The sequence below is a fragment of the Limnohabitans sp. genome (assembly GCF_040400975.1).
Taxonomy (GTDB): Bacteria; Pseudomonadota; Gammaproteobacteria; order Burkholderiales; family Burkholderiaceae_C; genus Limnohabitans_A.
This window is the reverse complement of sequence record NZ_JBBAPF010000014.1, coordinates 38,558-51,869: the sequence shown is the minus strand read 5'-3', so window position 1 is coordinate 51,869 and position 13,312 is coordinate 38,558. Positions and strand designations below refer to the sequence as shown.

Annotated in this window: 9 protein-coding genes; 6 read left to right on the top strand and 3 right to left on the bottom strand. The window is 61.2% G+C overall.

The features are described 5' to 3' along the window. Nucleotides 1-97 precede the first annotated feature (97 nt). A complete protein-coding gene (locus ABWQ00_RS09820; protein ID WP_353238493.1) occupies nucleotides 98-1,606 on the bottom strand; it encodes an AMP nucleosidase in 1,509 nt (502 codons plus the stop codon). A 201-nt stretch (nucleotides 1,607-1,807) separates the two neighbouring features. Here ABWQ00_RS09820 and kce point away from each other — a divergent pair, with 201 nt between their 5' ends. After that, complete coding sequence (kce, locus tag ABWQ00_RS09815; RefSeq protein ID WP_353238492.1) at nucleotides 1,808-2,740, top strand: 3,5-dioxohexanoate:acetyl-CoA acetone transferase; 933 nt, start codon at nucleotides 1,808-1,810, stop codon at nucleotides 2,738-2,740. 3 nt (nucleotides 2,741-2,743) lie between these two features. Here kce and icmF read toward each other — a convergent pair whose 3' ends face one another. After that, nucleotides 2,744-6,034, bottom strand: a complete 3,291-nt coding sequence (gene icmF / locus ABWQ00_RS09810) for a fused isobutyryl-CoA mutase/GTPase IcmF (RefSeq protein WP_353238491.1) — start codon at nucleotides 6,032-6,034, stop codon at nucleotides 2,744-2,746. Nucleotides 6,035-6,217: 183 nt separating this feature from the next. Here icmF and ABWQ00_RS09805 point away from each other — a divergent pair, with 183 nt between their 5' ends. Further along, nucleotides 6,218-6,652, top strand: coding sequence for a rhodanese-like domain-containing protein (locus ABWQ00_RS09805; RefSeq protein ID WP_353238490.1), 435 nt, complete (start codon nucleotides 6,218-6,220; stop codon nucleotides 6,650-6,652). 21 nt (nucleotides 6,653-6,673) lie between these two features. Here ABWQ00_RS09805 and ABWQ00_RS09800 read toward each other — a convergent pair whose 3' ends face one another. Then, entirely contained in the window at nucleotides 6,674-8,119 is a 1,446-nt protein-coding gene (locus tag ABWQ00_RS09800) for an amidase (RefSeq protein ID WP_353238489.1), read from the bottom strand. 61 nt (nucleotides 8,120-8,180) lie between these two features. On the opposite strand from ABWQ00_RS09800, the gene ABWQ00_RS09795 reads away from it, so the two are divergent. From ABWQ00_RS09795 to ABWQ00_RS09780, 4 genes are read left to right on the top strand one after another with little or no spacing between them, the layout of a single operon-like run. Continuing rightward, entirely contained in the window at nucleotides 8,181-9,755 is a 1,575-nt protein-coding gene (locus ABWQ00_RS09795) for an ABC transporter substrate-binding protein (protein ID WP_353238488.1), read from the top strand. A gap of 59 nt (nucleotides 9,756-9,814) precedes the next feature. After that, nucleotides 9,815-10,768: an ABC transporter permease gene (locus tag ABWQ00_RS09790; protein WP_353238487.1), complete on the top strand. Its 954-nt coding sequence runs from the start codon at nucleotides 9,815-9,817 to the stop codon at nucleotides 10,766-10,768. Beyond that, entirely contained in the window at nucleotides 10,768-11,652 is an 885-nt protein-coding gene (locus ABWQ00_RS09785; RefSeq protein WP_353238486.1) for an ABC transporter permease, read from the top strand. Before ABWQ00_RS09790 ends, ABWQ00_RS09785 begins: the two co-directional genes overlap by 1 nt. Continuing rightward, nucleotides 11,652-13,271, top strand: coding sequence for a dipeptide ABC transporter ATP-binding protein (locus tag ABWQ00_RS09780; protein ID WP_353238485.1), 1,620 nt, complete (start codon nucleotides 11,652-11,654; stop codon nucleotides 13,269-13,271). Before ABWQ00_RS09785 ends, ABWQ00_RS09780 begins: the two co-directional genes overlap by 1 nt. Nucleotides 13,272-13,312: the final 41 nt, after the last annotated feature.

Here is a 13,312-nt window from a genome sequence, read left to right as displayed (position 1 = left end):
TAGCCCCGACGTGGGGGTTATGGCGAACCGCGGTGCAGGATGAGACCAAGTCTCTTGTCGGGGCTGAAGCCGCCGACCTACGGGCTTAAAGGATTGTTTATTGAAACGCCACCTCGGCAAAGCTCCGCAGCTTGCGGCTGTGCAGTTGCTCGGGGCCTGCGTTGCGCAGCAAGGTCACAGCGCGGATGCCGATTTGCAGGTGCTGGTTCACGCGCTCGCGGTAAAAGTGGTTGGCCATGCCGGGCAGTTTGATCTCGCCGTGCAGCGGTTTGTCGCTCACGCACAGCAAGGTGCCATAGGGCACCCGAAAGCGAAAACCGTTGGCGGCAATGGTGGCGCTTTCCATGTCCAGGGCCACGGCGCGGCTTTGGCTGAAGCGCCGCTGCGGTGTGCTGGCCACGTTGCTGGTGGGCAGCAGTTCCCAGTTGCGGTTGTCGGTGCTGGCCACGGTGCCGGTACGCATGAAGCGTTTGAGCTCGGGGCCTTCGCAGCCGGTCACTTGGGCCACGGCTTTTTCCAGGGCCACCTGAATCTCGGCCAGCGCCGGGATCGGCACCCACAGGGGCAGCTCCTCGTCCAGCACATGGTCTTCGCGCACATAGGCATGGGCCAGCACGTAGTCGCCCAACTGCTGTGTGGTGCGCAGGCCCGCGCAGTGGCCCAGCATCAGCCAAGCGTGCGGGCGCAGCACGGCGATGTGGTCGGTGATGGTCTTGGCGTTGGCGGGCCCCACGCCGATGTTCACCATGGTGATGCCACTGTGGCCCTTGCGCACCAGGTGGTAGCCCGGCATTTGTGGCAGGCGCGGTGGTGTTTGGCCCAGAGCGTTCACGTCCTCAGGCGTGAGGCCTACACGGCGCGTGACCATGTTGCCGGGCTCGACAAAGGCGATGTATTCGCTGCCCGGGTTCTGCATTTCGGCGCGGCTCAGGGCGATGAATTCATCGATGTAGAACTGGTAATTGGTGAACAGCACGTAGTTTTGAAACCAGCGCGGCGAGGTGCCGGTGTAGTGGCGCAGGCGCTGCAGTGAATAGTCGATGCGCGGCGCGGTGAACAGCGACAGCGGCCTGGCCTCAGAGGCTGAGGGCTCGTGCGTGCCATTGGCAATCCCGTCGTCCATGGCGGCCAAGTCGGGCAGGTCAAACACCTCGCGCATCAAGGCCTGCCGCTCTCGGCTCAGGCTGCCTTCCATGTGCTCGTCGTCGGCCCATGAAAAGTGGATTGGAATCGGCTGGTTGCTGGTGCCCACCTGCAGGCTCACGCCGTGGTTTTTGAGCAGCAGCGCCAGTTGCTGGCGGATGTAAAAAGCAAACAGGTCTGGCCGGGTCAAAGTGGTTTCAAAGCGGCCGGGCTCAGCCACAAAACCATAGCTCAAGCGGCTGTCCAGCCCTGCGCTATTGCGGCTGGAGCTGCTGACCTGTATCCGCACAAAAGGGTAAAACGCCCGAACCCGCGTGCCTGCCATGTCCGCGCCCGCCACAAAGTCGCGCATGGCCAGGCGCAGGTGGTTCACGCTGTGCTGGTAAATGTGCTGGATTTGCGCCAAGGCGCTGTCGGCATCGTGGTGCTCGGATGGGGCGATGAACGGCGGCAGGTGCTGCATAAGATTCCTGGACGGTGTGTCTGGCCATGTTGCGCAACCCATGCAGGCTGCGTCTTGGTCATTTTGCTGCAATCTCGTGGCCTGGGTGTGACAGGGCTGCGCGCTTGTTGCCTTGGTGACCTCGCCGTGCTTACGGGTCGGGCATGCTGTGGATTAAACCCAACCCAAAGGGGTCAGGCCACCACATTCAGGAGTCGGTTCATGAGCAAAGCCCGCAAAGTCATCATCACCTGCGCCCCCACCGGCGCCATCCACACGCCCAGCATGTCGCCGCATTTGCCGGTGACCGCCGACGAGATCGCCGATGCGGCGATTGCCGCCGCCGAGGCGGGCGCGGCCATCTTGCACCTGCATGCGCGCGATCCGGCAGACGGCCGTCCCACGCAAGACCCAGCCTTCTTTGTGCCGTTTTTGCAAAAGATCAAAGCCCACACCAACGCCGTGATTAACCTCACCACAGGTGGCAGCCCGCACATGACGGTGCACGAGCGCATGCAGCCGGCGCTGACCTTCAAGCCCGAGGTGGCGTCGCTGAATATGGGGTCGATGAACTTTGGCCTGTTCCCCATGCTGGACCGCTTCAAAAATTTTGAGCACGAGTGGGAGCGTGAGCATCTGGAAAAAAGCCGCGACCTGGTGTTCAAAAATACCTACCAAGACATCGAAACGATTTTGCGCTTGGGCACCGAAAACGGCACCCGCTTCGAGTTCGAGTGCTACGACATCAGCCACCTGTACAACCTGGCGCACTTCCGGGATCGGGGACTGGTGAAGGGGCCTTTGTTTGTGCAATCGGTGTTCGGCATTTTGGGCGGCATTGGCCCGCACCCCGAAGACCTGATGCACATGCGCCGCACGGCCGACCGCTTGTTTGGCCTGGATTACCAGTGGTCGATTCTGGGTGCAGGCAAAGGCCAAATCGCGCTGGCCAGCATTGGCGCGGCCATGGGCTCGAACGTGCGGGTGGGGCTGGAAGACTCGCTGTGGATCGGCCCTGGAAAATTGGCCGAGTCCAGCGCTCAGCAGGTGCATCGCATCCGCACCGTGCTCGAAGCCCTGAACCTGGAGATCGCCACACCCGATGAGGCGCGCAGCATGCTGGCGCTCAAGGGCGGGAATCGGGTGAACTTCTGAGGTTCACATGTTGCGCCGGTACTGACCACCCACCTCAAACAGCGCGTTTGTGATCTGGCCGAGTGAGCAGACCCGCACCGCGTCCATCAGCACTTCGAACACGTTCCCGTTGTCGATCACGGCTTGTTGCAGGCGTTTGAGCATGGCGGGGGATTCTTTGGCGTGCAGGGCGTGGAAGTCGTTCAGGCGCTTGAGCTGTGACTGCTTTTCTTCCTCGGTCGAGCGGGCCAGTTCCAGCGTCTCCATGACCTCGTCGCCCTTGGGGTTGCGGAAGGTGTTGACGCCGATGATAGGCTGCTCGCCGGTGTGCTTGAGCATCTCGTAGTGCATGGACTCGTCTTGGATCTTGCCGCGCTGGTAGCCGGTTTCCATCGCGCCCAGCACGCCGCCGCGCTCGGCGATCTTTTCAAACTCGGCCAGCACGGCTTCTTCCAGCAACTCGGTCAACTCTTCGATGATGAAGGCACCTTGGCTCGGATTCTCGTTCTTGGCCAGGCCCCACTCGCGGTTGATGATCATCTGGATCGCCATGGCACGGCGTACCGAGTCTTCGGTGGGTGTGGTGATGGCTTCGTCAAAGGCGTTGGTGTGCAGGCTGTTGCAGTTGTCGTAGATGGCGATCAGCGCTTGCAGCGTGGTGCGGATGTCGTTGAACTGGATCTCTTGCGCGTGCAGCGAGCGGCCTGACGTTTGGATGTGGTACTTCAGTTTTTGGCTGCGCTCGTTCGCGCCGTACTTCTCTTTCATGGCCACCGCCCAGATGCGGCGAGCCACACGGCCCATGACGGTGTACTCGGGGTCCATGCCGTTGCTGAAGAAGAACGACAGGTTCGGCGCAAAGTCGTCGATGTGCATGCCGCGCGCCAGATACGCTTCCACAAAGGTGAAACCGTTGGACAGCGTGAAGGCCAGTTGGCTGATCGGGTTGGCCCCGGCTTCGGCAATGTGATAACCGCTGATGGACACCGAGTAGAAGTTGCGCACGTCGTGGTGAACAAAATACTGCGCGATGTCGCCCATCACTTTCAATGAAAACTCGGTCGAGAAGATGCAGGTGTTCTGGCCCTGGTCTTCTTTCAGGATGTCGGCCTGCACCGTGCCACGCACATTGGCCAGCACCCATTCGCGGATGTTGGCGGCTTCGGTTTCGGTGGGTTCGCGGCCGTTGTCGGTCTTGAACTTGTCGAGGTTTTGGTCGATGGCCGTGTTCATGAACATGGCCAGGATCGACGGCGCAGGGCCGTTGATGGTCATCGACACCGAGGTGGTTGGGTTGCACAGGTCAAAGCCCGAATACAGCACCTTCATGTCGTCCAGCGTGGCCACGTTCACACCCGAGTTGCCGATTTTGCCGTAGATGTCGGGGCGCAGGTCAGGGTCGTTGCCGTACAGCGTGACCGAGTCAAACGCGGTGGACAGGCGCTTGGCGGGCAAGCCCTCAGACACCAGCTTGAAGCGGCGGTTGGTGCGGAAGGGGTCGCCTTCACCGGCGAACATGCGGGTGGGGTCTTCGCCCTCGCGTTTGAAGGCAAAGGTGCCAGCGGTGTAGGGGTAGCTGCCGGGCACGTTGTCCAGCATCAGCCACTTGAGCACTTCACCATCGTCTTCGTACTGGGGCAGGGCCACTTTGCGGATGGTGGTGCCAGACAAGGATTGGGTGGTCAGAGCGGTGCGGATTTCCTTGTCGCGGATCTTCACCACGTATTCGTCACCCGCATAAGCTTTTTGCATGTCGGGCCACTGGGCCAGCAGTTTGCGGGCCGTGGGGTCTTGCGTTTGCTCGCGGCTCACGGCCAGGTCAATCGCTGCTTCGGCGGCCTTGGCGCGACCGGATTTGCCCACTTCGAGCATGCGGGCGGCAGCGCGCAGTTGCTGGATTTCGCGGGCCAGCCGCGACTGCTCGATGGCGCGCTTTTTGTAGCCGCGCACCGTGTCGCTGATTTCGGCAAGGTATCGAGTGCGCGAGGAGGGCACCACCGGGTTCTGGTGGGTGCTGTAACGCACCTTGACCACCGGCAAACGGCCTTCGGTGGTCTTCATGCCCAGATCTGCCAGTCGCGCCTTGAGGGCTTGGTAGAGGGCCGTGACGCCGTCGTCATTGAAGCGCGCAGCCATGGTGCCAAATACCGGCATTTGCTCGGTGGGCACGGTCCAGGCTTCTTTGTTGCGCTGCACCTGCTTGGCCACATCGCGCAGCGCGTCAGACGCGCCTTTGCGGTCGAACTTGTTGATGGCGACGAATTCGGCGAAGTCCAGCATGTCGATTTTTTCGAGCTGGCTGGCCGCGCCGAACTCGGGCGTCATCACGTACATGGGCACATCCACATGCGGCACGATCGCGGCGTCGCCCTGGCCGATGCCCGAAGTCTCGACGACGATCAAGTCAAAGCCTGCCACCTTGCAAGCGGCCACCACGTCGGGCAGAGCAGCCGAAATTTCACTGCCAAAGTCACGCGTGGCCAGCGAGCGCATGAACACGCGTGGGCCTTGTGACCAGGGGCTGATCGCGTTCATGCGGATGCGGTCACCCAGCAAAGCGCCACCGCTCTTGCGGCGCGAAGGATCGATGGAGATCACAGCCACGCGCAGCGCGTCGTCTTGGTCCAGGCGCAGGCGGCGTATCAATTCATCAGTGAGAGAAGACTTGCCCGCACCGCCAGTGCCGGTGATGCCCAACACGGGCACCTTTTTTTGCGTCGCTTGTTCACGCACGGCTTTGACCACGTCCGCAGCTGCCTTGTCGTTTTCCAGCGCTGTGATCAGCTGCGCCAAAGCCCGCCAGTTCATTTCGCCATGGCCCTGAATGGCGGCCACGTCTTTGGGGGCCAAGGGGCTGATGTCTTTGTCGCAGCGCATGACCATCTCGCCGATCATGCCGGCCAGCCCCATCTTCTGGCCGTCCTCGGGGCTGAAAATGCGCACGCCGTGTTCGGCCAGCATGCGGATCTCGGACGGCACGATGACGCCACCACCGCCGCCAAACACCTGGATGTGCTCACCCCCGCGGGCCTTGAGCAGTTCGGTCATGTAGGTGAAATATTCGTTGTGCCCGCCTTGGTAAGAGCTGATGGCGATGCCTTGGGCGTCTTCTTGCAGGGCGGCGGTCACCACCTCGTCCACCGAACGGTTGTGACCCAGGTGAATGACTTCGGCGCCCATGCTTTGCAGGATGCGGCGCATGATGTTGATGGCCGCATCATGGCCGTCAAACAGAGAGGCGGCGGTGACAAAGCGCACCTTGTTCGTGGGGCGGTATTCGGCCAAGGCTTTGAATTCGGCGGACAGATCGGTCATGAGGGGCTCCGGTAGCGATGCGGCTTTGACGTTGACGTAAACGTCAACCAAAACCCGCATCTTAGCTGCTGCAGCCTGTCCTGTCACGGACACTTTGGCGCGCCTGCAAAAAGCTATGATTTGCGCCTGTGGCCCCATGCTAAAGGGGCGTAATTCGCATTGACCCACTTGAATGAGCCCACCATGACCTCAGCAGCAACACCCACAAGCCCGTCCACCCCAGCGGCCACCGGCTACGCAGGCGATGTTTCACCCGAACAGGCTTGGGCTTGGGTTCAATCGGGCGAGGCCGAACTGGTGGACGTGCGCACCGATGCGGAACGTGCTTGGGTTGGTTTTGTGCCCGGTGCCCATGCCGTGGCCTGGAAGCAGTGGCCCGGCATGGCGATGAACCCGGGTTTTGACGCGGGTGTGCAGGCTTTGGGCGCGGGTGGCAAAAAGCTGGTGCTGCTGTGTCGCAGCGGTGTGCGCTCGATCGCCGCTGCCCAACGTGCGACTGAACTGGGGCTGCAAGCCTACAACATCCTCGAAGGCTTTGAGGGCGATCCGGATGATCAGGCGCACCGGGGCGTCAAAGGCGGCTGGCGCGTGAGAGGCCTGCCTTGGCAGCAAAACTGAGCCCAAACCCCAAGCCCAATTTCAAACCCCAGGCGGGCGACGCTTGACCATGTCTTGGTTGGCCATTTCGTAGGCGTGCGCCAGTTTCAACAAGTCCCAGTCGCCCTGCGGTTTGCCGATTAGCGCCAAGCCCATGGGCAAACCGTTGGCCCCAAAGCCTGCGGGCACGCTGATGGAGGGCAAACCCGCCAAGGTGGCGTAAATCACCACCTCCATCCAGCGGTGGTAAGTGTCCATGCTTCGGCCCGCAATGCTTTGCGGCCAGCGCAGTGATACATCAAAAGGCCAGACCTGAGCGACCGGAATGGCCAGCACGTCGAATTTTTCAAACAGCTGCAGCATGCTCAGGTAAAAGCGGGTGCGGCTGGCACTGGCCGACATGAGCTGCGCACCCGTGTGGGTGAGAGACTGGTCGTGTTCCCACAGCGCTTCGGCTTTGATGTGCGCCCGGTTGGCTGGGTTGACCAGCAAAGTTGCGATGCGCGGTCCCACCAAAGCCTGACGCCAGACCAGCCATGTTTGCCAAATCTGCTCGGGCGGCATGCCCAGCCGGGCTTCGTCCACGGTGCAGCCCATGCCAGAAAAGCTGTTCAGCGCCGATTCACACACTTCCAAAACGCCTTCTTCCATGGGCAGGTGGCCTTGCAGGTCGCCTAGCCAGCCGATGCGCTGGCCTTTCGGGTCGCTGTCTAACGCGCCAGCAAACACGGACGGATCACCGGTCAGGCTTAGAGGGCTGGCTGGGTGGGGGCCAGCCTGGACCGACAGCAGCTGGGCCAAGTCGGCCACATGGCGGGCCATGGGGCCTTCTGTGGCCAGTTGGGCCAGGAAGACGTCTTGTGCAGGCTGCATGGGCACCCGCCCTTGTGAGGGGCGCATGCCAAAGACATGGTTCCAGCCCGCCGGGTTGCGCAAACTGCCCATGAAGTCGGACCCATCGGCCACCGGCAACATCCGCTGGGCCAGTGCCACAGCCGCGCCGCCGCTGCTGCCGCCGGCCGATTTGTTCGGATCCCAAGCATTGCGGGTGGGGCCAAACACCTCGTTGAAGGTGTGCGAGCCCAGGCCAAACTCGGGCGTGTTGGTTTTGCCAATGACGATGGCGCCAGCAGCTTTCATCCTTTGGGCCATCAGACCGTCCTCGCCGGCCACAAAGTCTTTCATGAGTGGGCTGCCCAGACTGGTGCGCAAGCCCTGCACGTGGGCCAAATCCTTGATGGCTTGGGGCATGCCATGCATCCAGCCCATGGATTCACCCCGCGCCAATTGGGCGTCGCGTTCGCGGGCTTGACGCAGCAAGTCATCGGTATCGACACGGCTGACGATGGCGTTGCTGCCCGGATTGAATCGGTCCACCTGGGCCAGCGTCGCCAGCATGACCTCATGGCACGACACCTGCCGTTGGTGTACCGCGCGTGACAAGTCACAGGCGCTGAGGTCGATAAGGTGTGTCGGGGAAGGTGTCATCTTCTGTTTTATAGTGATACCCTTCGTTTGAACATGTCACCCTTTTGACTGGAGTGGATTTATGAAACGCCGTTCTCTTTTCGCCCTGGCTGCCTTGTCTGCTGCTTTGTTGAGTCCTTGGGCTGTTCAGGCCCAAACCAAGACGCTCAAGGTGGTGCCCCATGCCAACGTCACCATCTTGGACCCGGTGTGGAGCACGGCATTTGTTACACGCAACCATGGCTACATGATTTACGACACCTTGTTCGGCACCGATCTGTCGGGCAAGGTCAAGCCACAGATGGTGGACAAGTGGACGGTCAGCAAAGACAACCTGACCTGGACATTCAAACTGCGCGATGGTCTGGAATTTCACGACGGCAAACCCGTGACCAGCGAAGACGTGGTGGCCTCGATCAAGCGTTGGTCCAGCCGCGACAGTTTTGGCGGCGTGCTGGCCAAAAGCGTGGACAACTACAGCGCTCCCGATGCCAAGACCTTTGTCATCAAGCTCAAACAGCCTTTTGGCGTGATGCTGGAAGCCTTGGGCAAGCCCTCGTCCAATGTGCTGTTCATCATGCCCGCCCGCATCGCTGCCACACCCGGCACCGAGCAGATCAAAGAGCATGTGGGCTCTGGTCCTTATCGCTTTGTGGCCGAAGAGTATAAGCCGGGTGAGCGCCTGGTATATGTGAAAAACGACAAATACAAGCCACGTGCCGAAGCCCCTGATGGCACGACCGGCGGCAAAACAGTGCACGTGGACCGCGTGGAGTGGGTCATCATCCGCGACCCGCAAACCCAGTTCAATGCCTTGGTGGCGGGCGAGGTCGACATCGTCGAGCAGCCCACTTTTGAGCAGTACTCGTCTTTGAAGGCACAAAAAGACATCCAGATCGTGGACGCACAGCCGGCTGGTTTGCAGTTCATTTTCCGCTTCAACCACCTGCATGCACCCTTCAACAACGTCAAGATCCGTCAAGCGGCCATGGTCGCTTTGGGTCAAGAGGCGCACCTGAAAACCCAGGTGGGTGCACCGGGCATGTTTGCTTTTTGCAAGAGCATCTACCCCTGCGGCACACCGCTGGCCAGCGACAAGATGGGCATCTACACCGGCATGGCCGACCCCAAAAAGGCCGCCCAAATGCTGAAAGAAGCTGGTTATGACGGCACCCCTGTGCTCCTGATGCGCCCGACCGATTTGGCCTCGATCGCCAAACTCCCATTGGTGGCCAAGCAGCAACTGGAAGCTGCCGGTTTCAAAGTGGACATGCAGCAAATGGACTGGGCCACTTTGGTGGCACGCCGCGCCAAAAAGGATGCCCCGGCCCAAGGCGGCTGGAATGCGTTCATGACGGCCTGGACGGCGGGCGACATCTTGAACCCTTTGACCATGGCCATGATGAACGCGGCCGGTGACCGGGGTTGGTTCGGTTGGCAGGATGACAAACAGATCGAGGACTTGAAGGTCAAGTTCGCCCAGGCCACCAACGATGCGCAGAAAAAGCAGATTGCCGAGCAAATTCAGCTGCGCGCCATGGAAACCGCCTCGCACGTGCCATTGGGTCAGTACTTCAACCCCGCTGCGCTGCGCAAAAACATCTCGGGCTTGGTGCCTGCAGGTGCTCAGGTTTACTGGAACATCAAGAAAAATTGATTCGGGTCGGCACGCCAGCTTGCCGACTTTGAACGTCTTGCAGCGTCACGAAAGCCCCCATGTTGCGTTTTTTGATGCAGCGATTGCTGTCGCTGATCCCTGTCTTGTTGACGGTGGCTGTGGTGGTCTTCCTGATCTTGCGTCTCACGCCGGGCGACCCGGCGGCGGTGATCGCGGGCAACAACGCCACCAACGAAGACATTGACCGGATCCGTGAGCAATTGGGTTTGAGTGAACCCCTTTGGACACAATTTTGGATCTGGTTCAGCGGCGTGCTCCAAGGTGACTTGGGGTATTCCTTTTACCTGGGTAAACCGGTCTTGGAGTTGATTGGCCAGCGCATCGAGCCGACCCTGTCGCTGGCGGCGGGCACCATGCTCTTGGCCGTGTTGGTCGCGGTGCCTTTGGGCACCTTGGCGGCCTGGCGCATGGGCGGTTGGCTTGACCGCATCTTGTCGGGCTTTGCGGTGGCCGGTTTCTCGGTGCCGGTGTTCGTCATCGGTTACGTGCTGATCTACATCTTCGCCATCGAGCTCAAATGGTTCCCGGTGCAGGGCTACAAGCGCTTGCTGGGGCCATCTTCGCAGGGGGTGGAGGCATGGGCTTGGCAACTGGTCTTGCCTTGGCTCAGTTTGGCCACCATTTACGTGGCCTTGATTGCCCGAGTCACGCGGGCCAGTGTGTCTGAGGCCTTGACCGAAGACTACATCCGCACGGCGCGTGCCAAAGGGGTGACCGAGCAGGCTGTCTTGATGCGCCATGCGCTCAGCAATGCGGCTGTGCCCATTGTCACCGTCATTGGCATCGGCGTGGCTTTGCTGATTGGCGGCGTGGTGGTGACCGAGACGGTTTACGCCATTCCCGGTTTGGGATCGCTGACCGTGGACGCGGTGCTCAACCGCGACTTCCCGGTCATTCAGGGCGTGGTTTTGTTTTTCAGTGCGCTGTATGTGCTGATCAATTTGCTGGTCGATTTGAGCTATCTGTGGCTCGACCCGCGCATTCGGTATTGATGCCCATGAAACCCTTGGCTTCTCAATTGCTGGGCAACACCTCCATCCGTTTTGGGGCGGGGGTGTTGGGTCTTTTGATCCTGATCGCAAGTTTGGCGCCTTGGATGGGCACGGTCGACCCGGCGGCCATGGATTCGGGCCACATCAACACCTTGTCGGGCACGGTGGGGGCGTTTGCGCTGCTGGACGGCACCAGTGTGGCCCACACCTTCTGGATGGGCTCTGACAACTTCGGGCGAGACATTTACAGCCGTGTTTTGTATGGCACGCGGGTGTCTTTGTTGGTCGGCTTGTTCACGGCCTTGGCAGCCCTGCTCGTGGGCGGGACCTTGGGCATGCTGGCCGGTTATTTTCGGACTGTGGATGCGGTGTTGATGCGCTTCATGGACGGGCTGATGGCGATCCCCGCCATCTTGTTGGCGATTGCTTTGGTGGCCGCTTTGGGCGCACAGTTGTGGACTGTGGTGGTGGCCATCGCCGTGCCCGAAATTCCGCGCGTCACCCGCTTGGTGCGGTCCTTGGTATTGTCCTTGCGCGAAGAACCCTTTGTTGAGGCAGCGCGCGCCTTGGCCACGCCAACCCCCGTCATTTTGTGGCGGCACATCTTGCCCAATGCCATGGCGCCTTTGATCGTGCAGGGCACCTTCATTGCGGCCAGTGCCGTCTTGACCGAGGCGATTTTGAGTTTCCTCGGGCTGGGCTTGCCGGCCGACATCCCGACCTGGGGCAACATCATGGCCGAGGGCCGTGTGCAGTTCAGCCAGTACCCCGGCAATGTGCTGTACCCCGCCTTGTTTTTGGTGCCCACGGTGTTGGCGGTGAATTTGTTGGGCGACGGTTTGCGCGACGTGCTTGACCCCAAATTTGCCAAGAGGGGGGCGTGATGAGTGCTGAACCTGTGCCAGTGCTGTCCATCCGCGATTTGTCAGTGTCCTTGCCCTCTGGAGGCGACCGGGTGCACGCGGTGCACCAGGTGTCGCTGAGCATTCTTCCGGGTCAGACCCTGTGCGTGGTCGGTGAGTCGGGCTCGGGAAAATCGGTCATGGCCACCACCGTGATGGGTTTGCTGGCCAAAGAACTCCAAGCCAGTGGCGGCGAAATTGTGTTGCAGGGCGAGTCTTTGCTGGGGGCTTCGGCCGCACGTTTGCGGGCCTTGCGTGGGCGCAGCATGGGCATGGTGTTTCAAGAGCCCATGACCGCGCTCAACCCGGTCATGACCTGTGGTGACCAAGTCGAAGAGTTGCTCTCGACCCACACCGATTGGCCAGCGGCGCAGCGCCGGGCCGAAATCCTGCGTATTTTTGAACGCGTGCGACTGCCCGATCCTGAGCGCATGCTGCGCAGCTACCCGCACCAGCTCAGCGGTGGGCAGCGTCAGCGCATCGTGATCGCCATGGCCGTGGTGCTCAAGCCCGCACTCATCATTTGCGATGAACCCACCACGGCGCTGGACGTCACCACGCAAAAAGAAATTTTGCGTTTGATCGCCGACCTGCAGCGCGAGCAGGGCAGCGCGGTGCTGTTCATCACACACGACATGGGCGTGGTGGCCGAGATCGCCGACGAAGTCTTGGTCATGAACCAGGGCGAAGCCGTCGAGGGTGGGCCGTGTGAGCAGGTCTTGCGCCGCCCGAAAGCCGCGTACACGCGCCAGTTGCTGTCGGCCGTACCGGGCATGACGCCGCCTGCCGCCAAACCTGCTTTCACGGGTCCGGTGCTGTTGTCGGGCCAAGGCGTCGGCAAAACCTACGCCAGTCGCGACTGGCTGGGGCGCAACCGCGCCACGGCCGCTCTGCAAAATGCCCATGTCGCGGTGCATGCAGGTGAGACCGTGGGCATCGTGGGCGAGTCCGGATCGGGCAAGTCCACCTTGGCCCGTTGCCTGATCCGCTTGATCGATCCCAGCGAAGGGCGTATCCATTGGGATGAACACGAGGTGGCCCAATGGCCCGAAAGCCGTTTGCGGCCTTTGCGCAGCTTGGTGCAGGTGGTGTTCCAAGACCCCAACCGCTCGCTCAACCCGCGTCGCACAGTGGGCCAGTCTATGGTCGAAGGGGCCATGAACTTTGGCCAAACTCGCGCCCAGGCCGAAGCCCTGGCGGCTGAATTGATGTCGCAGGTGCGTCTACCGGTCGAGGCCTTGCAACGCTATCCCAGCCAGTTCAGCGGTGGGCAGCGCCAACGTTTGGCCATTGCGCGGGCCCTGGCCTGTCGACCCAAGGTGTTGGTGGCCGACGAGGCGGTGAGTGCCCTTGACGTCAGCGTTCAGGCGCAAATCTTGAATTTGCTGCGCGAAATCCAAGGGCGTTTGGGCTTGGGTCTGTTGTTCATCACCCACGACCTGCGTGTGGCCGCCCAGCTGTGCGACCGCGTGATCGTCATGCACCAGGGCCTCATCGTTGAAGAAGGCCCCACCGCCGAGCTGTACGCCAACCCCCAACAAGACTACACCCGGCGCTTGTTTGAAGCTGCACCTGCCTCCTTGCCCCCGCTAGAGGCCTGATGGCCCACACCCCAGTCCCCACGCTCGATCCACCACTCTTT

Excerpts from the sequence above, each read along its gene's own strand:
- ABWQ00_RS09820 (WP_353238493.1), bottom strand. The coding sequence starts at position 1,606 with ATGCAGCACCTGCCGCCGTTCATCGCCCCATCCGAGCACCACGATGCC.
- ABWQ00_RS09805 (WP_353238490.1), top strand. The coding sequence starts at position 6,218 with ATGACCTCAGCAGCAACACCCACAAGCCCGTCCACCCCAGCGGCCACC.
- ABWQ00_RS09780 (WP_353238485.1), top strand. The coding sequence starts at position 11,652 with ATGAGTGCTGAACCTGTGCCAGTGCTGTCCATCCGCGATTTGTCAGTG.
- ABWQ00_RS09795 (WP_353238488.1), top strand. The coding sequence starts at position 8,181 with ATGAAACGCCGTTCTCTTTTCGCCCTGGCTGCCTTGTCTGCTGCTTTG.
- icmF (WP_353238491.1), bottom strand. The coding sequence starts at position 6,034 with ATGACCGATCTGTCCGCCGAATTCAAAGCCTTGGCCGAATACCGCCCC.
- ABWQ00_RS09785 (WP_353238486.1), top strand. The coding sequence starts at position 10,768 with ATGCCCATGAAACCCTTGGCTTCTCAATTGCTGGGCAACACCTCCATC.
- ABWQ00_RS09800 (WP_353238489.1), bottom strand. The coding sequence starts at position 8,119 with ATGACACCTTCCCCGACACACCTTATCGACCTCAGCGCCTGTGACTTG.
- ABWQ00_RS09790 (WP_353238487.1), top strand. The coding sequence starts at position 9,815 with ATGTTGCGTTTTTTGATGCAGCGATTGCTGTCGCTGATCCCTGTCTTG.
- kce (WP_353238492.1), top strand. The coding sequence starts at position 1,808 with ATGAGCAAAGCCCGCAAAGTCATCATCACCTGCGCCCCCACCGGCGCC.